This is a genomic window from Massilia sp. CT11-108 (assembly GCF_047302915.1).
Classification (GTDB): Bacteria; Pseudomonadota; Gammaproteobacteria; order Burkholderiales; family Burkholderiaceae_D; genus Telluria; species Telluria orientalis.
Map to the genome: position 1 here is coordinate 1 of NZ_JBKYMO010000057.1, position 19,061 is coordinate 19,061.

The window sequence follows — 19,061 nt, forward strand, 5'->3', positions numbered from 1 at the left end:
GCTGACGGCCCGCGCGCGAGGGCCGTCAGCTTGTCCGACGCGAGGCTGTCCGGCACGCCCGGCACGTGGTGCCACGTGTCGAAGCGGCCCGTCGGGATGTCGAAGTGCTGCAGGCCGTCGGCCGTCGCGAGCCACAGGCCTTCCTTGCCGTCGTCGAGGATGGCGCGAATGTGGCGGTTGCCGTTGCCCCGCTTGGCCGGTTCGTCGGGCACGAAATGGCTGAACGTGCCGGTCTTCGGTTCGTAGCGATCGAGCCCGCCGTCCGTGCCGATCCACAGCCGGCCCTTGCGGTCGGCGTACAGCACGCGCACCCAGTTGTTGGCGAGCGTCTTCGGATCGCCGACGACGTTGCGGAAATTCGTGAAGCGGTAGCCGTCGTAGCGCGACAGGCCGGACTGGGTGCCGAACCACATGAAGCCGTCCGGGTCCTGGACGATGGACAGCACGGATTCCTGCGCGAGGCCGTCGTCCACCGACAGGTGCTCGAAGCGCAGGGTCGGGGTCGGCGCCGCGTGGGCGACAACGGCCCACAACAGCGCGAGGACCAGGAACAGGCATCGTTTCATGCTTCGAAAAACTCCAGTACGTCGCGGCGCCGGACATAGGTGTCGCGCTGGCCCAGCGCCATCAGTTCGCGCGTATAGCCGCCTTCGAACAGCAAATAGGACGCCAGCGAGGCGCCGCGCGCCTCGATCGCCCCGATCCCGCCCAGCAGCGTGCGCACGGGCCCCGGCAGGTTGACCGCGTGGCGCGCCGCGATGTCGTCCAGGCGTTCCGACGGCACGATCGCGAGCAGGTCGATGCGGCGCAGCGGCGTCTTCGCCAGCGCCTCCTCCGGCAGCATGGACAGCGTCTCGTTGACGCGCTGCAGGCGCTCGATATCCATCGCGAGGCCGTCCAGGAAGATCGACGACAGCGCGTGGCCGGCGATCTGCGCCAGGCTCGGATAGCGCACGTGCACCGGCAGGTGGTTCACGGTCTCGTTCATGCGCCCCGCCCCCACGACGAGCACGCGGCGCGCGCCCAGGTGGATCGCGGGCGCGATCGGCGCCAGCTGGCGCATCGAACCGTCGCCGCAGTATTCCAGGTGGCCGTCGAAGTACAACGGCACGGCCGGGAAGATGAACGGCAAGGCGCTCGACGCGAGCAGGTGCTCGACGCCGATCTGTCCCTGCAGGGCGAGGCGCTGGTGCCGCTTCCACGGTGCGATCTCGCGTTCGCTCTGGTAGAACGTGACGTGCTGGCCGCCGCTGTACGACGATGCGGTGACCGCGAGGGCGTCCAGGCAGCCGCTGGCCAGCGCCGCGTCCAGGCGCGGCAGGTCGAGCATGCGGTGCAGCAGGCCCACGAGCGGCGTGTTGTCGAGCAGCGACGTCGGCGGCGCCGCGTGCCACTGGCGCAGCATCCAGCCGAACGACAGCAGCGACAGCCAGCGCGCGCCGGAGCGCAGCACGCCCAGCGAATCGGCGCGGTAGACCTGCGTGACATCGATGCCCTCCCACACGTCCGCCAACTGGTCGACGGCGTCGCCGAAGTCGTCGGCGCGGCAGGCCAGGCCGGCCGCGTTGAGTGCGCCGGCGGACGTGCCGCAGATGATCTCGAACGGATTGCGCGCAGCGGGCCAACCCGCCTCCCCCAGGATGCGGGAGATCGCCTGCAGGACCCCCGCCTGGTAGGCCGCACGCGCGCCGCCACCGCTGAGGATCAAACCCGTTTTACATTCAATATCCACGGAGCAAGATTAGCAAACTCTGCCGATCTTGAGGGGAATAATTGTTTCTCAACCAACAATTAAAGCGACTTTTAGTCACCTTTTGCAACACCTTCCCTGCGCGGATCGGCACCGCCGAACCACAAGGGCACGCCGTGGATCTCCATGCGTGCAATGCCCTGCAGGCCGGACGTCTGCTCGAACACGCGCACGTCATGGCCGCGCGCTTGAAGGGCCTTCACCTCGGACAGCGGGAAGCGCCCGGCCTCCAGCTCGGTCGGGCCGTTGCGGCTGCCGAAGTTCGGCAGCGAGATCGCCTGCTGCATGTCGAGGCCCCAGTCGAGCGTGCCGACGAGGACCTTGGCCACGTAATTGATGATCAGCGGACCGCCCGGCGAACCGACCGCTTCGACGAATCTGCCCGTCTTCTTGTCGAACACGATCGTGGGGCTCATCGCGCTGCGCGGGCGCTTGCCCGGCTGCACGCGGTTGGCGATCGGCCCGTTCGCGTCGCGCGAATCGAACGAGAAATCGGTGAGCTGGTTGTTGAGGATGAAGCCGTCGACCATCTGGCGCGAGCCGAACGCGTCCTCGACGCTCGTCGTCATCGACAGGCCCGCGCCATACGAATCGACGGCGACGATGTGCGACGTCGAATGCGCCTCGATCGAATTGTCCAGGCCCCAGTGCCACGCCGTCTCCACGCCCGGCGGATGGCCGGCTTGCGCCTTGCCCATCGACCGCTGCTTGACGAGGCTCGCGCGCTGCGACAGATAGCCCTTGTCCAGCAGCGCGGGGATGCCGCGGCCCGGCAGCGGGACGAAATCCGTGTCGGCGGCGTAGCGGTCGCGATCCGCATACGCGAGGCGGCCCACTTCCGAGAACACGTGCACGGCGTCCGCGCCCGGGATGCCGTTCGCGGGCGCCAGCGCCTTCATGTCGCGCGTCTCGAACATGCCGAGCATCTGCGCGACGGCGATCCCGCCCGACGACGGCGGCGGCATGCCGCACACCGTGTACGCGCGGTAGTCGTTGCAGACCGGCTCGCGCAGCTTGGGCTGATACGCGGCGATGTCGGCCGCGGTCAGCAGGCCGGGATTGGTCGGGTGGCTCTTGACCTTCGCCTCGATGTCGCGCGCGATGCGCCCCGTATAAAACACCTCGGCGCCGCCGGCGGCCAGTTCGCGCAGGGTGCGCGCCAGCTCGGGATTCTTCAGCACGTGGCCGACGGGCCAGGGCTTGCCGTCCGGCGCATAGAAGTAGGCGCGCGCGGTCGGGTCCTTGCGCAGATAGCGGTCCTCGGCCAGCAGGCTGTTCAGGCGCGGGCTCACCGCGAAGCCTTGCTCGGACAGGCGGATCGCGGGCTGGAACAGCGTCTTCCACGCCAGCTTGCCGTGCTGGCGATGGGCCAGCGCCAGCATGCGCAGCACGCCCGGCGCACCCGTCGAACGGCCGCCCACGATGCCTTCGGCCCGCGACATCGGCGTACCGTCCGCATGCTGGAACAGATGCTCGTCCGCCTTCGACGGCGCCGTCTCGCGGCCGTCGAACGCCTGCACCTTCTTGCCGTCGTAATACATCAGGAACGCGCCGCCGCCGATGCCGGACGATTGCGGCTCGACGAGCGTGAGCACCAGCTGCGTCGCGATGGCGGCGTCGATCGCCGTGCCGCCCTGTTTCAGCATCTCGTAGCCCGCTTCGACGGCCAGCGGATTCGCCGCCGCCACCATGTACTTGCGGGCGGTCCAGCCGGCCTTCTCGGTATAGCCGCTGGCGGCCTCGGGGGACTGCTGCAGCGCCGAAGCATCCTGGGCGAATGCAGCGACGGGGTTCAGGGCGGCGGTCAACACACCGCCCAGAAGGAGAGCTATTAACTTCGGGGCGAGCAACTTCTTCGTCATACGATTTCTCCGGGAATACCAGAGGGCATCGTACCCGAAATCGCTCAAGGGCTCACTTCGGCTGCATGCGGATGGCGCCGTCCAGGCGGATCGTCTCGCCATTCAGCATGACGTTCTCGATGATGGTCTTCGCCAGGTGCGCGTACTCGCGCGGCATGCCGAGGCGCGGCGGGAACGGGACCATCTTGCCCAGCGAATCGCGCACTTCCTGCGGCATGCCCATCAGCATCGGCGTCTCGAAGATGCCCGGTGCGATCGTCATCACGCGGATGCCGCTGCGCGACAGGTCGCGCGCCATCGGCAAGGTCATGCCGGCCACACCCGCCTTCGATGCGCCGTATGCCGCCTGGCCGATCTGGCCGTCGAACGCGGCGACGGACGCCGTGTTGACGATCACGCCGCGCTCGCCGTGTTCCAGCCCCTCTTCCTTGCCCATCGCATCGGCCGCCAGGCGGCACATGTTGAAGGTGCCGACGAGGTTGATGTTGATGGCGCGCTGGAACGCGTCCAGCGGATGCGGGCCGTCCTTGCCGACCGTCTTGATGGCCGGCGCGACGCCGGCGCAGTTGACGAGGCCGCGCAGGCTGCCCAGTTCGAGCGCCGCCGCCACGACGGCCTGGCCGTCCGCTTCCGACGTCACGTCGCATTTCACGAACCGTGCCGCGGCGCCCATTTCGGCCGCCAGCGCCGCGCCGGCTTCCTGCTGCACGTCGGCCAGCACGACCTTGCCGCCCGCCTCGACGATGGTGCGCGCGGTGGCCGCGCCCAGGCCCGAGGCGCCGCCCGTCACGATGAACACGTTATTCTGGATTTGCATCTGTCTCCCTTTCGTTATCTTCCGCTTGTTTTCCGTTTACGTAAACGTCAATTAGCGGATTCTAGCGAGGGTTGGCCAAAACGTCAAAAACATGTGACGGTGGTCCCGTTCCGCGCACATGCGCGGCCCGTGCTGCTGACGCCGGCATTGCCGCCCGCGTTGAAGGTATTGCCGGCCCCATCCGTGCAAACGATGCCCTGGCAGCCGCGGATGACACTGGTGCTGGGCACGGTGGGCTGAGGCGCCGTTGCGGGAGGAGGAATCGGGACGGCGGCCGTCGCGGGCGGTGTCGCGCCGGACCGCAACGGCCGCGGCGCCATCGCCCCTTCTCCCTGCCACGCCGGATGGCGGCGTGCGGCGCGGCGGCGCAATTCCTCAATCTGCTTGTCGCTCGGTTTCTTCTCGGACTTCTCGGGCGGTGAGGCCTGGCGCGTCAACGTATCCGCTTCGTCGTGCACCTCGGCCGGGTCCTTGCGGACGGCGTCGGCGCCCTGCTGCGCGCGCGGATTCAGCACGGGGCCATAGCTCAGCGGCGCCGGCGGCGGCGTGCGCGCCGGCTTGGCCGTGGTCGCTTCATCGGCCACGGCGGCGTCGCGGTTGGCCTGCTCCGTACGCTGGACCTGGTTCTGCGCCTGCGCCATGCACGACCACGCCAGCAGCATGCATGCAGTCAGTACATATCGTTTCGATTCCATGATGGGTCGCTCCTCGCGTTCCATTATCGGCCGCACGGCGCCTTGCCGGCGCGCTGCTGTGCGTCGGATGTGTGTCAGGTGAGCGTCAGTTTCCTGCGCCACGCTGTCAAGCTGCCACGATGCATGTTTTTCAAACAAAAACGACACAGGAGACGACCATGCAGACCCTGCAGGAGATGTATCGCGCCAAACGCGGCAGTGCCTTCGATGCCCTCAACCACGTCCGTGACGGCGACATGATCGTCGTCCCGACCGGTGTCGGCGAACCGCCCACCCTGCTGCACGCGCTGTCGCAGGAATGCCGTGGCTTCCACGACGTCCAGGTGGCGCAGATCCTCGCGATGCGCAAATACGGCTACTTCGCGCCCGAATGCGGGCCGCACGTGCGCCACGCGGCGCTGTTCTTCGGCGGCGCGTCGCGCGCGGGCGGCCAGGGCGGCTGGTGCGACTTCATCCCGAATTATTTTTCCGAGATCCCGATGCTGATCGAACGGGGCCTGATGCCGTCCGACGTCGTGTTCGCGATGGCGTCGCCGATGAGCGCATCCGGCCACTTCGCCCTCAGTCTCGGCACGGATTACACGATGGCGGCCGCCGCCAAGGCGCGCGCCGTCGTGCTGGAAGTGAATCCGCACGTCCCGTTCACGCACGGCCAGTGCCACGTGCACATCTCGAAGGTGACGGCGCTGGTCGAAAGCGAAGACCCGATCATGGAAGTGGGCCTGCCCCACATCGGCCCCGTGCAGGAAGCGATCGGCCGTCTCGTGGCCGAGCACATCGAGGACGGTTCCACCCTGCAGATCGGCTACGGCGGCATTCCGGACGCCGTCGTCATGCAGTTGACGGACAAGCGCGACCTCGGCATCCACACGGAGATGATCGGCGACGGCATTTTACGACTCGTGGAAGCGGGCGCCGTCAACAACCGCCGCAAGACCCTGTTGCCGGGCAAGATGGTGGCGACGTTCGCGCTCGGCTCGCGCCGCCTGTACGAATTCATGCACCACAATCCGATGCTGGAGATGCATCCGTCGAACTTCACGAACGACCCGTACATCGCCGGGCAGAACGACAAGCTCGTGTCGATCAACGCCAGCCTGCAGGTCGACCTGCTCGGCCAGTGCGGCAGCGAAAGCATCGGGCACCTGCCCTATTCCGGCACGGGCGGCCAGGTCGATTTCGTGCGTGCCGCGAACCGTTCGCGCGGCGGCAAGTCGTTCATCGTGCTGCCGTCCACGGCGAAGGACGGCACAGTCTCGCGCATCGTGCCGACCCTGTCGCCCGGCACGCACGCCACCACCAGCAAGAACGACGTCAACTATGTCGTCACGGAATGGGGCGTGGCGCAATTGCGCGGCAAGTCGGCGAAGCAGCGCGCGCAGGCGCTGATCGGGATCGCGCATCCGGACTTCCGGCCGTGGCTGCGCGAGGAAGCGGACCGCATGTGCGTGTTCTGAAATGAAAAACGGGACCGCGCGGGTCCCGTTCGTGTGACCGGCGTTACCGGTCAGTTGGGCAGTTCGCCGATGGCGCCGCGGGCCTGCCCGGCGCCGAGCGCGCCGGCCATGCCGTAGACCAGCAGCGCACGCTGCAGTTCGGCGCGTTCGGCAACGTCGGCCTGCTGCATGCTGTCCTGGCGCGGTGCGTCGGTGGGCTCAAGGCCGAGGGCGTCGGTTACGCCCTTTCCTCGCAGATTGGTCGTCATGGTTTTCTCCATTTGGTTAGTAAGCTGGCGCGGCTTGTTCAATAAACAAAACCGCTGATGACGCTACTGTACCGCAACGGAGGCTAACTCGTCGCCATCTGTTTTGTTTTTACACCTATCTTCTTTCCGGGTGAAAATTTACTACACAATCCCCCATGCCGTGTCATGATGGCGCCTCGACGCGACCAGGAGACATGAATGAAACGAGTTGACGAGATCGGCAACGACGAACACGTGCGCGGCCCGGCGGATGCGGCGCTGACGGTGATCGAATATGCGGACTTCCAGTGCCCGTACAGCGCGCGCGCCCACTTCGCGCTGCGCGACCTGGACGAGCGGTTCGGCGGCATCCGCCTGGTCTACCGTCACCTGCCGCTGGCGCACCTGCACCCGCTCGCCGAGCTGGCGGCGGAAGCGGCCGAGGCCGCCGGCGGCCAGGACCGGTTCTGGGACATGCACGACGCGCTGTACGAACAGCAGCGCCAGGTGTTCGACAAGCAGGATCTCGCCGTGCTGGCGGAGAGCCTCGATCTCGACATCGAGCGCTTCCGCACCGAGGTCCTGGAACGCCGCCACCGCGCACGCGTGCAGGCGGATGCCGAACGCGCCCAGCACGACGGCGCGACCGGCACCCCGACCTTCTACATCAACGGCGTGCGCTACCGCGGCGATTCGGACCGCGCATCGCTGGAAAGTGCGCTCAGCGAGGCGCTCGGGCGCTGAACCGCTGCTTTCGAGGCTGCCCCTGCGGGTGCCTGCGCGGTCGCAGCGGGTTTGCCGTACAGCGCCTGCGGTTCCGTCACGGCCAGCCAGCCGCCGGCCGGCAGCAACGGGACAAGCAGCAGCGCCACGATGTTGATGATCTTGATGAGCGGATTCACGGCCGGCCCGGCCGTGTCCTTGTACGGATCGCCCACCGTGTCGCCCGTGACGGCCGCCTTGTGCGCATCGGAGCCCTTCCCGCCGTAGTGATTGTCCTCGATATATTTCTTGGCGTTGTCCCAGGCACCGCCACCCGTCGTCATCGAGATCGCGACGAAGAGTCCGGTCACGATCGTCCCCATCAGCATGCCGCCCAGCGCCGCGGGCCCCAGCAGCATGCCGACGAGGATCGGCACGATCACGGGCAGCAGGGACGGCAGCACCATTTCGCGGATCGCGGACGCCGTCAGCATGTCGACGGCCTTGTCGTATTCCGGCTTGCCGGCGCCCGTCATGATGCCGACGATGTCGCGGAACTGGCGCCGCACCTCGATCACGACGGCGCCCGCCGCCCGCCCCACCGCTTCCATCGCCAGCGCGCCGAACAGATAGGGCACGAGGCCGCCGATGAACAGGCCCACGATCACCATCGGATTCGACAGCTCGAACGCGATATGTGTGCCGTGCGCCTCCAGCGCATGCGTGTAGTCGGCGAACAGCACGAGGGCGGCCAGCCCCGCGGAGCCGATGGCGTACCCCTTGGTGACGGCCTTCGTCGTGTTGCCGACGGCGTCCAGCGGGTCGGTGACGGCGCGCACCTGGTCCGGCATGCCGCTCATCTCGGCGATGCCGCCGGCGTTGTCGGTGATCGGGCCGTAGGCATCCAGCGCGACGATGATGCCGGCCATCGACAGCATGGCGGTGGCCGCGATCGCGATGCCGTACAGGCCGCCCAGCTGGAACGCGACGAGGATGGCGATGCACACGACGAGCACGGGATACGCGGTGGACTTCATCGACACGCCCAGCCCCGCGATGATGTTGGTGCCGTGGCCCGTCGTCGACGCTTCCGCGATGTGCCGCACGGGGGCGAACTCCGTGGCCGTGTAGTACTCGGTGATGTAGACCATCAGGCCCGTGAGCGCGATGCCGACCGTGGCGCAGCCCAGCATGCGCCAGCGCATCGCGTCGTCCGGCCACACGAGCCACGTGACGACGGCGAACCCGATCAGCGACAGCGCGGCCGACCACCACAGCCCCGTGTACAGCGCGTACATGATCTTGTGGCCCGGATGGTTCTTCACGAGCGAGCAGCCGACGATGGACGCCAGGATGGAGATCCCGCCCAGCAGCAGCGGATACACGGTGCCGGTGCCGCCCATCCCGGGGATCACCAGCGCACCGAGCAGCATCGTGGCGATCAGGGTGACGACGTACGTTTCGAACAGGTCGGCCGCCATGCCGGCGCAATCGCCGACGTTGTCGCCCACGTTGTCGGCGATGACGGCGGGATTGCGCGGATCGTCCTCGGGAATGCCGGCCTCGACCTTGCCGACGAGGTCGGCGCCGACGTCCGCGCCCTTCGTAAAAATGCCGCCGCCCAGGCGCGCGAAAATCGAAATGAGCGACGCGCCGAATGCGAGGCCCACGAGCGGCTGGATGACCTCATGCTGCGTGAGGGCAGCGTCGGCGCGCAGCATCAGGATCCAATAGAACAGCGCCACACCCAGCAGGCCCAGCCCGACCACGAGCATGCCCGTGATGGCGCCGCCGCGGAAGGCGACGTTCAGCGCCTGGTCGAGCCCGGTCGCAGCCGCCTGCGCCGTGCGCACGTTGGCGCGGACGGACACGTTCATGCCGATGAAGCCGCAGGCCCCGGACAGCACCGCGCCGGCCAGAAAGCCGCCCGCGGTGGCCGCGCCGAGCAGGAAGTAGATGGCGATCAGCAGGACGACGCCCACGATGCCGATGGTGCGGTACTGGCGCGCCAGGTAGGCCGACGCCCCCTGCTGGATGGCCAGCGAGATTTCCTGCATGCGGCCGTTGCCGGGATCCTGGTGCAGGACCCAACTGCGCGACCACAATCCGTAGAATACCGCGATGACGCCGCACGCGACGGCGAAGATGAGCTGCGCGGATGCCATGTCGTCCCCCTCGTTCTTCGATCAAACCACCACAGAGTCGAAAGGCCGCGTGCGCTTAGTTGAGCTTCGTTGAGCTGATCTGCGGTACGGCCAACCTTGCTGCATTCGCCGCACAAGCGTGCGACAAAACTTTGATCTAAAAACCTGGACGGATGGCATTAGTCATCCGGAGCCAAAAAGAGCGGCTTGCGCCGCCCTGGCGCTCAGCCTTCGAGTGCCGCGAATGCGGCGTCGCGCACCTGTTCGACCGGGCCGACGCCCGAGATCTTGCGGTACTTCGGCGCGCCCGGCAGGCCCGATTCCGCCCACTTGTTGTAATAGCCGAGCAGGACTTCGGTCTGGTTGTGGTACACGGCCAGGCGTTTCTTGACCGTTTCTTCCGTGTCGTCGTCGCGCTGGACCAGCGGTTCGCCCGTCACGTCATCCTTGCCTTCGACCTTCGGCGGGTTGAACTTCACGTGGTAGACGCGGCCCGATGCCGGGTGGCTGCGGCGACCGCTCATGCGTTCGACGATCAGTTCGTCGGGCACGTCGATTTCCAGCACGTAGTCGATCTTCACACCGCTGTCCTTCATGGCGTCGGCCTGCGCGATCGTGCGCGGGAAGCCGTCGAACAGGTAGCCGTTGGCGCAGTCGGATTCCTTCAGGCGCTCCTTCACCAGGCCGATGATGATGTCGTCCGACACCAGCTGGCCCGCATCCATCACTTTTTTCGCAGCCAGGCCCAGCTCGGTGCCGGCCTTGATGGCCGCACGCAGCATGTCGCCGGTAGAGATTTGGGGGATGTTGTATTTTTCTTTGATGAAGTTCGCCTGGGTGCCTTTACCGGCGCCGGGGGCTCCTAACAAAATGAGACGCATGAAGGGATTCCTAAAGGTATTTAATAATTCTTGTAGAGGCGGTTATAGTCGGGAACAGATAACCGCATTGATGCATGTCTGACTAGCTGATACGAAACTTACCACAAAAGCAGCATCAAACGCCACTGACGGCGGCCGATCTCTCAGCCGTTTGACCTGGCGCAAGCAGCCTGAAGAGTAGTTTCTACGCGGATCAAGACGTGTAGAAAAGTCGCACGCGCTCCAGGTCGGCCGGCGTGTCGACGCCCGCATGGGGCGCCTCGGCCGTCACGTGCACGGCGATCGGCACGCCGTGCCAAAGCACGCGCAATTGTTCCAGGGCTTCGATGGATTCGAGCGGCGACGGTTCCAGCTGTGGGTAGCGTTGCAGGAACGCATTGCTGTACGCGTACAGGCCGATGTGGCGCAGGGGTACGTAACCAGCAGGCAGTTGCTCGCGGGTGGCAGCAAAGCCGTCGCGGTGCCAGGGGATCGTGGCCCGCGAGAAGTACAGCGCGCGCCCGAGCTTGTCCAGCACGACCTTCACCACGTTCGGGTTGAAGGCGTCGGCGACGTCGGAGAGCGGATGGGCGCAGGTGGCCATCGGCACGCTTGCTTCGATGCGCGCGGCGCAGGCGGCCAGCAGCGCGGGGTCGATCAGCGGTTCGTCGCCCTGCAGGTTGACGACGACGGCATCCGGCGCGAGGCCGAGCTGGTGCGCCACTTCCGCGATGCGGTCCGTGCCGGATGGGTGATCCGAACGCGTCATGCAGGCTTCCACGCCATGCGCGGCGCAGGCGGCGGCGATGTCGGCGTGGTCGGTGGCGACGATGATGCGGGACGCGCCCGATTGCTGCGCGCGTTCGGCCACGCGCACGACCATCGGCTTGCCGCCCAGGTCCGCGAGCGGCTTGTTCGGCAGCCGCGTCGACGCCAGGCGTGCCGGGATGATGACAACGAAACTCACGGGAATAGCCAATGCGTCAAAGCGCGGGCTCGACCTTGCGCGCCTCTTCGGCCCACATGATCGGAATGCCGTCGCGGATCGGATACGCGAGGCGGTCCGGGCGGCAGATCAGTTCCTGCGCTTTCTTGTCATATTCGAGCGGTCCCTTGCACAGCGGGCAGACCAGGATATCAAGCAGTCGGGCGTCCACGACATTTCTCCACGATTTGGGCAGCCAGCGCGGCATCGATCTGCGCGCCGACCGGCACGACCCACACGCGCGGGTCGTTGTTGATTGTTTCAAGTTGCCGACATTTTACTGCATCCTTCTCCGTCACCAGGATGACGTCGGCGTCGACGGCGCGGAACGGGTCGTCGAGGAAGTCGTGATGGTCGGGCAGCGGCAGCTCGGCGACGTCCAGGCCGGCGGCGCGCAGCAGCGCGAAAAAGCGCCCCGGATTGCCGATGCCGGCCGCCGCCAGCACACGTTTGCCCCGGAGGGCGGACAACGGCACGCGCTCGTCCGCATCCATCAGGCGCTCGGCATGGTCGCCCGCGAGGCGCATCTGCCAGGGATCGCCGCCCACCGCGGCGGCCAGCGCCGGCGTGATCTCAGGCGCGTTGACGACCGTGACATCGCGCCGGCGCGACGGCCGTTCGCGCAGCGGGCCGGCCGGCAGGGTCCAGCCGTTGCCGGTGCCGCGGCCGTCGAACAGGATGATTTCCACGTCGCGTGCGAGGGCGTAATGCTGCAGGCCGTCGTCGGTGATCAGCACGTCCACGTCGGGGTGCAGGTCCAGCAGATGGCGCCCCGCTTCCACGCGCTTGCGGCCGACGACGACCGGGCAGCCGGCACGAGCCGCGATCAGCAGGGGCTCGTCGCCGACATCCTGCGCACGCGACGCCGCCAGCACTTCACGGGGTGCCTCTTCGGCTCCGCCGTGGCCGCGCGAGATCACCCCGGGCCGCATACCGGCCGCGCGCAGTTGCTGCGCCAGCCAGATCGTCAGCGGGGTCTTGCCCGTGCCGCCGATGAAGATATTGCCGACGACGATGACGGGCACGGGCAGGCGTCCGGCCTTCAGCACGCCGGCGCGGTACAGGGCGACGCGCAGCGCGGTGAGCAGGCGGAACAGCAGGGACAGCGGCCACAGGGCCACGGCGAGGGGCCCGCGCCGGCGCCAGGCGCGGGGGAGTGTGGATTGGAGGGAAGATGCCATATGATGATCCGTCGTGCCCGCGAAGGCGGGGACCCAAGTTCTGCATGCGCTGTCGATACGCCGGCAAAATTAGGCCCCCGCCTGCGCGGGGGCGACGCTGCTTTCTGCTTACTTCTGCCCGCCCGTCTGCGCCGCAAACGTCAGCTTGTCGTACCCCGCCATGCGCGCCGCTTCCAGCACGTTGATGACCATCTGGTGCATCGCGAACTGGTCGGCGTTGACGATGATGACGGGATCCTTCACGGGCGCCGCCAGCGGCTGGCCGTTCGGGCCGGTGCTGGCCGCGCGTTTCAGGTCGTCGGCAAGGCTCGCCACGCCGTGGAACGCGACCGGCACGTTGTTCACCGTGTAATTACCCTTGGCATCGACCGTGACGTTGATCTCGAACGGCTTCTCGATCGCCTTCTCGGCATCGGCCGTCGGCAAGGTGATCTGCAGTTCGGTGAACTTGCTGTATGTGGTCGTCACCATCAGGAAGATCAGCACGACCAGCAGCACGTCGATGAACGGGATCAGGTTGATTTCCGGATCCTCGCGTTTGCGGCCGCGGCGGAAGTCGATCATTTGCGTGCACCGTGGACGACGTCGACGAATTTCACGGCCTGCAGTTCCATGTCGATGATGAAGCTGTCGACCAGCGCGCGGAAGTGGCGGTAGAACACGAGGGCCGGCATCGCGATCGCCAGGCCGAACCCCGTGTTGTACAGCGCCACCGAGATACCGTGCGCCAGCTGGGCGGGATTCGTGCCGCTCGCATTCTGCGCGCCGAAGATCTCGATCATGCCGACCACGGTGCCGAACAGGCCCATCAGTGGTGCCAGCGACGCGATCGTGCCGAGCGTCGTCAGGAAGCGTTCCAGCACGTGGGCGACGCCCCTGCCCGCTTCCTCGATCGATTCCTTCATCACGTCGCGCGGCGCGTCGACATTGCGCAGCGCGGCGGCCAGCACCGTGCCGAGCGGGGAATTCGTTTGCAGCTTGTCGACGATATCCGGAGTGACCTTGCCGCTGCGATAGACCTGGATGACTTCATCGAGCAGCTGGCGCGGCAGGATCTTTTCGCGGCGCAGGTAGATCAGGCGCTCGATGATCAGGGCCAGGGCAATGATCGAGGCGATCAGCAACAGCCAGATGGGCCAGCCGGCGGCTTGAAGAATGGCGAGCAAGGGAACTCCTGGATAAGTAAAAAACAATGAAACAAGTTAGTTGCGCAATGTAACGTGTTGCCCGGATTGCGGCAAGTAGAGTTCTGCACACTTTCTGTGGATAAAAGTGTGCGCAAGACCGTCCAGTGACGCTAAGTGGCTTGATTCTTAAGGGATATTTTTCCGTGCGTAAAAACTTGGCAGGGCCGGGTGCGTTTCCCGGAAGGAACTTGGCAGGCCTGCGAGGGTTCGTACGCATGTAGTTGCCCACAATTTCTGTGGATAAATTTGTGAGGAATCAGCTTTCTCAGTGGTAAGTATTTGATTTTACTCAGAGAAATTCCCGAGTCCAAAAAATAGGCACGGTTGTGCTTGACTACAGGTCTAGCTCTACCCTGCCGTTCTGCACATTTTTTGTGGACAAAATTGTGCGCAAGCGCACAAACCGAACCTTAAGCCTTTGATTCTTAAACAAAAAGAACTTTCGCTCGCTTTTTAAGCAGGTGCTTGTCCACATGCCACGACCGCCGACCGCAGGATTTTTCACACAAACTGTGGAAAAAGATGTGAGCAAGCGCATCGCTCGCTTGCTAACTATTTGATTTTTCTCATGATTCTTAGCCAAGCCCAATTTTTAGGCACCTTCGACTTGTGCACAGCAAACACGCTTCGACGGCCGGCCATTCCCGGCGCGCAGGCACGAGGTTATCGTCGCGTCCAGGCGCAACCGGTCTTCTTCACACATTTTGTGGAAAAGATTGTGAGCAAGATCCTTGATCGCAAACAAAGTCCTTGAATCTAAACAGTATTTTTGCCGTGCAGATTTTTTAAGCAGTGGAAAACCGGTCCCGCGACGCGCCGCGAAGGGCGGCTGTTCACATAAACTGTGGAAAACGATGTGAGCAAGGCCTCGGATAGCGCCCTAAGTGTTTGATTGCTTTGGGAAAATGTATCCAAGCTGAATATTTAAGCACCGCCGACTTGTCCACTTTCACACATAAACTGTGGATAAGATTGTGGCCAAGTATCCCAAGATGCACCCAAGCCATTGATCCGTAAGGTAATTTGGTTGCTGCATCGAAAGCAGGCAGCATCGTTTTACTATAAAAATCAGGTGTTTACAAAAACTACCTGTTGTTTTACAGCAGATGTGTCTTACACTTCGCGCAGCCATGTTTTTGTGGACAGTTCAAACGAGCCCAACCCTATGTTCCCCACCGAAGACGCCGATCCCGCCTACGCCACCCCGCCGGTACTGACCGTCACGGCCCTCAACCAGCAGGTGGCACGCCTGCTGGAGCGCACCTTTCCCCTCGTCTGGATCGGTGGCGAGATATCGAATTTCACGCGCGCGGCCAGCGGCCACTGGTATTTCACCTTGAAGGACGACGCGGCCCAGGTGCGCGCCGTCATGTTCCGCGGCCGTGCCCAGTACGCGGGCTTCACCCCGCGCGAAGGCGCCAAGGTCGAGGTGCGCGCCCTCGTCACGCTGTACGGCGCGCGCGGCGATTACCAGATCAACGTGGAGGCGATCCGCCGCGCGGGCGTGGGCGCGTTGTACGAAGCATTCATGCGCCTGAAGGAAAAGCTGGGGGCCGAGGGCCTGTTCGACGAAGGGCGCAAGCGTCCGCCTGCAGCGATGCGACCCAGTCCGCGCGATGGACCGCGTCCTGTCCGACGCCAGCCAGGGCCTCGACAACCTGTCGCGCCGCCTGCTGAGCCCATCGAGCCAGATCCAGCACCAGCGCCTGAAACTTCTCGGCATGGCCAGCAGTCTCACGCATGCCGTCCGCGCGCCGGTGAACCGTCATGGTGTGCTGCTGGCGCAGCTGCAACAGCGCTGGGCTCGCCATCGCCCGGACTGGAGCGGCCTGCGCACGCGGCTGGAATCCGACCGGCGCCATCTCGTGGCCAGCGTCGGCAACCAGTTGCGCGCACGGCGCGAGGCATTGAACGCCCTGGCGGCGCAACTGGAACTGCTGAACCCGCAGCGAACGCTGGAGCGCGGCTATGCGATCGTCAGCAACGCGAAAGGTAAAGTCCTACATGCGCCGGGCCAGATCAAGCCGCGCGACGTGTTGCATATCCGCCTGGCGGAAGGCAGTGCCGAGGTCAGTGTCGCCGGCGTACAGGCCTTACTCGAATGACAATCTGGTGTATTCGCAAAGTCATATCTGCAACGTTTAGCTAACCGGTTTAGAATAAGCGCCCGAATTGCACCAAAACCAAGACCTCGAGAAACCGTAGCGAGCGGCAGCAGTGTTGGCCGAGAAGCGCAGCTGTACGTGATGTACAGCGAGCATCGCGGGCCAACAATGCAACGCGCAGTAGGTTTATCGAGGTCTTCCGTCAACTTACACTAAGGAACAAGACATGGAACATACCCTGCCCCCACTGCCGTACGCTAAGGACGCCCTGCAGCCGCACATCTCGGCCGAGACGCTGGAATACCACTACGGCAAGCACCATCAGGCTTACGTCACGAACCTGAACAACCTGATCAAGGGCACCGAGTTCGAAAACCTGTCGCTGGAAGAGATCATCAAGAAATCCCAAGGCGGCGTGTTCAACAACTCGGCCCAGGTGTGGAACCACACCTTCTTCTGGAACTGCATGACCCCGAACGGCGGCGGCGCCCCGACCGGCCCGGTCGCCGATGCGATCAACACCAAGTGGGGTTCGTTCGACAAGTTCAAGGAAGAATTCCAGAAGTCGGCCGTCGGCAACTTCGGTTCGGGCTGGACCTGGCTGGTCAAGAAAACGGACGGCACCGTCGACATCGTCAACACCTCGAACGCCGGCACCCCGCTGACCACCGAGAACGTGGCCCTGCTGACCTGCGACGTCTGGGAACACGCCTACTACATCGACTACCGCAACGCCCGTCCGAAGTTCGTCGAGGCATGGTGGAACGTCGTCAACTGGGACTTCGTGAACAAGAACTTCGCGTAATACGCGACACACTCTGGACCGGACGGCCCACTTTGCGGGCCGTTCGCATTTACGTATTGCCAGGAAGCGGGCAAAGCCAACGGCTTTGTTGCACAAATCGGCCCGCACGACGGCCAAGCGGTGCGTGGGCAGCCAGCTACAACTTCAAGCGCCTCGTCTTCTTGAACGAACGCGGCCTGGCGCCGTTCTAAAGCGGCAGTTGGGTGGCCCGCCGAATTGCCAGGATCGAGGTGCCTGGCGCTTTCAAAATCAGGCTGCCGAGGCGGCGCCGGATCGAGGTGGCCTTAATGGTTTCGACCGAAACTGTATAACTGAAGCTGCCTGACAGCCTTGCCACAAGTGGCGGTACGTATCTCTCCCTGGTCGTCCTTCAGTTCGGTCAGTTCTCCCGCAGCGCATCGGCGTATCTGTTCGCGGTAGGCGCCATATCCCTCATCTGCCAGCCGATGGCCGTTCATGGCGACTATCCGGAACTTGTCCGGCAGGCCGGAACAGGACTCGGGTGGCGCATCCAGGATATAGTCGGCGTTGATGGAATTAATTCCGAACCGTCCGTTGCAATGCCCCTCTAGCATTTGCCACAAGATAAATTTGGCATAAAATGCCGATTGTTCCGGCCTGCGCAATTCTGCGTCGTCACGTTTTCGCAGCACGGACCGCGCCTCGAAAAACCCGAGCGTTTCGTGCCAGGAGGCAGTGCCGCCTACCAGTTTTTCGAGCATCGAAATTTGCTCCAGTGCAGCGGGATCGGCCTCCTGACGTAACGCGACGAAGAACTCGTCCCAGCCATACGCCTCTCCTTTCTGGCGTGACAACAAGGCTTTCCAGATTGCGAGCATATCGGCCTGACCGACTTTCTTTTTTAAAGTGCTTGCAGCCAGATACTGGAGCATTTCTCCGCAGGCATAGGGGGTGGACCTTGTATTATTTCTTTCCTTATCCGCCAGCGTATCGCCGGTCACTGCCAAGCAACGCATGATCGCCGAATCCATGTTGGCGACGAATCCAGTGTCGTCGAGTTCGCCTGAGCGATGCATCAATGTGGCGGCGGCAGCTTCAGCCCCACCCTCAAGCAGCGACAGCGAACCATCACCCGGCTGGCCGGAACGGATCCGATCATTCACTAGATGAAACAGTTCGTGCAGGCCAAACCGGGTGGCCGCCGCTGCGAGGGCCGGATCTTCGTGCTGCCATTTCTCGCCAAAAAAATTCAAACGGACGAATTGATGAAGCGTGTCGCCACGCCAATACGCGCCGGGAGATCGGGGATCGGTGTAAGTCAGCAGGTACGACATTTTGCCGGGCAGCGCGGCAACCGACGACAGTGTCGCTACACCCTGGCGCAACTGTTTCGTCACCTCGGCTCTCAACCAGACCGGCAAAGCGCGATCCAGAATCATCGATGCCTTTCCTTGCTGTACAAGCATCGGCGAACCGACGATCAGATAACCTGGATGTTCGCCGGCGACGTCGCTTTGGTGGCCAATCTTGCCGACCGGGGCAAACGGCGAAAATCCGCGGTAATTGAATGTCATTTTACCGGGCTGGCTCTCTCCCAGCAGATATGCGGTATATATGGCTGCGGAACTGCCGTCTCCGAAAACGATAACTGGCGAGTAGGTGCGGTCGATCTGGCCGTCATATTGAAACGGTTGTAATAGCACTTGAAAACCAGTTCGCGCCTTTTCCATGAAAACGACGTTGCCGTTTTCGCTGAGTCGCGTACCAGCCGTGAGCATTTTCCATGTCAACTTGCGCACAGAACCCGCATCGGCAAGCCGGAAGCAATTTACCGGTTCGGAAAAGCGATAACTGGCCACCGCGCCTTCCGCGCTCTTGGTAATGACGATTTGAATATCCCTCGCAACTGGCCCCGGGTCACATGCCTCGGGCGCGACAGCATATGCATTGCCTGCGACGAGTGCAGCAAAGGCAATATCGATCCGCAAGAATTTACGTAATACGTGCTTGATGAAGTTGATTGTGCAAATCGTCATGGATTTAGAAGGAATGCTACTGATGCGCCAAGATGAAAAACGCGACTTGTTTTCCAAAATAAATATTTTACAAACGAGAGTCGAAGTGTAGATGTCATTGTTGCAATAAAAACTCTCCGAATATCACGGCGGTAAAAATTGCGGTCAGATTGTTTAAAAACGTTCACCAACTACCCGGGCCGACCAGGACGAGGACCGTGCCCTCACGCGCTAGGGAAGTGCTTATATGGACGCCTCCTGGAGTTCAAGTGATTTTTGACGCTGGTTGACAGTAAGGTCGCAGTCTT

The 19,061-nt window shown here is 63.9% G+C and carries 17 protein-coding genes and 1 pseudogene; 4 read left to right on the forward strand and 14 right to left on the reverse strand.

Features of this window, described 5'->3' with window-relative positions; all coding sequences use genetic code 11:
- The 5 genes from ACEN88_RS07615 to ACEN88_RS07635 form a co-directional block, all read right to left on the reverse strand.
- The coding region (locus ACEN88_RS07615; protein ID WP_413338435.1) for a two-component regulator propeller domain-containing protein at positions 1–566 on the reverse strand (566 nt) is incomplete at its 3' end.
- On the reverse strand, positions 563–1,708 hold the full coding sequence (locus tag ACEN88_RS07620; protein ID WP_413338437.1) for a patatin-like phospholipase family protein: 1,146 nt from the start codon (positions 1,706–1,708) through the stop codon (positions 563–565). The genes ACEN88_RS07620 and ACEN88_RS07615, both read right to left, overlap by 4 nt.
- A 95-nt stretch (positions 1,709–1,803) precedes the next feature.
- Complete coding sequence (ggt, locus tag ACEN88_RS07625; RefSeq protein WP_413338439.1) at positions 1,804–3,612, reverse strand: gamma-glutamyltransferase; 1,809 nt, start codon at positions 3,610–3,612, stop codon at positions 1,804–1,806.
- Between the two features lie 52 nt (positions 3,613–3,664).
- On the reverse strand, positions 3,665–4,429 hold the full coding sequence (locus ACEN88_RS07630) for a 3-hydroxyacyl-CoA dehydrogenase (RefSeq protein ID WP_413338441.1): 765 nt from the start codon (positions 4,427–4,429) through the stop codon (positions 3,665–3,667).
- A gap of 83 nt (positions 4,430–4,512) precedes the next feature.
- On the reverse strand, positions 4,513–5,124 hold the full coding sequence (locus ACEN88_RS07635; RefSeq protein ID WP_413338443.1) for a hypothetical protein: 612 nt from the start codon (positions 5,122–5,124) through the stop codon (positions 4,513–4,515).
- A 158-nt stretch (positions 5,125–5,282) separates the two neighbouring features.
- Here ACEN88_RS07635 and ACEN88_RS07640 point away from each other — a divergent pair, with 158 nt between their 5' ends.
- Entirely contained in the window at positions 5,283–6,581 is a 1,299-nt protein-coding gene (locus ACEN88_RS07640; protein ID WP_413338445.1) for an acetyl-CoA hydrolase/transferase family protein, read from the forward strand.
- 50 nt (positions 6,582–6,631) lie between these two features.
- Here ACEN88_RS07640 and ACEN88_RS07645 read toward each other — a convergent pair whose 3' ends face one another.
- A complete protein-coding gene (locus tag ACEN88_RS07645; RefSeq protein ID WP_413338446.1) occupies positions 6,632–6,829 on the reverse strand; it encodes a hypothetical protein in 198 nt (65 codons plus the stop codon).
- Positions 6,830–7,027: 198 nt separating this feature from the next.
- Here ACEN88_RS07645 and ACEN88_RS07650 point away from each other — a divergent pair, with 198 nt between their 5' ends.
- Positions 7,028–7,552: a DsbA family protein gene (locus ACEN88_RS07650; RefSeq protein ID WP_413338448.1), complete on the forward strand. Its 525-nt coding sequence runs from the start codon at positions 7,028–7,030 to the stop codon at positions 7,550–7,552.
- On the opposite strand, the gene ACEN88_RS07655 is transcribed toward ACEN88_RS07650, so the two are convergent.
- The 7 genes from ACEN88_RS07655 to ACEN88_RS07685 form a co-directional block, all read right to left on the reverse strand.
- Positions 7,489–9,675, reverse strand: a complete 2,187-nt coding sequence (locus ACEN88_RS07655) for a sodium-translocating pyrophosphatase (RefSeq protein WP_413338450.1) — start codon at positions 9,673–9,675, stop codon at positions 7,489–7,491. The genes ACEN88_RS07650 and ACEN88_RS07655 overlap by 64 nt on opposite strands.
- A gap of 203 nt (positions 9,676–9,878) precedes the next feature.
- Positions 9,879–10,535, reverse strand: coding sequence for an adenylate kinase (gene adk, locus ACEN88_RS07660; protein WP_160408333.1), 657 nt, complete (start codon positions 10,533–10,535; stop codon positions 9,879–9,881).
- Between the two features lie 193 nt (positions 10,536–10,728).
- Entirely contained in the window at positions 10,729–11,481 is a 753-nt protein-coding gene (gene kdsB, locus ACEN88_RS07665; RefSeq protein ID WP_160408331.1) for a 3-deoxy-manno-octulosonate cytidylyltransferase, read from the reverse strand.
- Positions 11,482–11,497: 16 nt separating this feature from the next.
- Positions 11,498–11,671 (reverse strand): Trm112 family protein, encoded by a 174-nt coding sequence (locus ACEN88_RS07670; RefSeq protein WP_081984107.1) that lies wholly within the window; start codon positions 11,669–11,671, stop codon positions 11,498–11,500.
- Entirely contained in the window at positions 11,652–12,680 is a 1,029-nt protein-coding gene (gene lpxK / locus ACEN88_RS07675) for a tetraacyldisaccharide 4'-kinase (RefSeq protein ID WP_413338453.1), read from the reverse strand. Before lpxK ends, ACEN88_RS07670 begins: the two co-directional genes overlap by 20 nt.
- A gap of 108 nt (positions 12,681–12,788) precedes the next feature.
- A complete protein-coding gene (locus tag ACEN88_RS07680; protein WP_056128306.1) occupies positions 12,789–13,241 on the reverse strand; it encodes an ExbD/TolR family protein in 453 nt (150 codons plus the stop codon).
- Complete coding sequence (locus ACEN88_RS07685; RefSeq protein WP_056127000.1) at positions 13,241–13,846, reverse strand: MotA/TolQ/ExbB proton channel family protein; 606 nt, start codon at positions 13,844–13,846, stop codon at positions 13,241–13,243. The genes ACEN88_RS07680 and ACEN88_RS07685 overlap by 1 nt, the downstream gene beginning before the upstream one ends.
- Positions 13,847–15,032: 1,186 nt before the next feature.
- Between ACEN88_RS07685 and ACEN88_RS07690 the strand changes: the two are divergent.
- Positions 15,033–15,972 (forward strand): annotated as a pseudogene (locus ACEN88_RS07690) (exodeoxyribonuclease VII large subunit).
- Between the two features lie 226 nt (positions 15,973–16,198).
- Complete coding sequence (locus ACEN88_RS07695; RefSeq protein WP_413338455.1) at positions 16,199–16,777, forward strand: superoxide dismutase; 579 nt, start codon at positions 16,199–16,201, stop codon at positions 16,775–16,777.
- A gap of 284 nt (positions 16,778–17,061) precedes the next feature.
- Here ACEN88_RS07695 and ACEN88_RS07700 read toward each other — a convergent pair whose 3' ends face one another.
- Positions 17,062–18,774: a hypothetical protein gene (locus tag ACEN88_RS07700; RefSeq protein WP_413338457.1), complete on the reverse strand. Its 1,713-nt coding sequence runs from the start codon at positions 18,772–18,774 to the stop codon at positions 17,062–17,064.
- Positions 18,775–19,061: the final 287 nt, after the last annotated feature.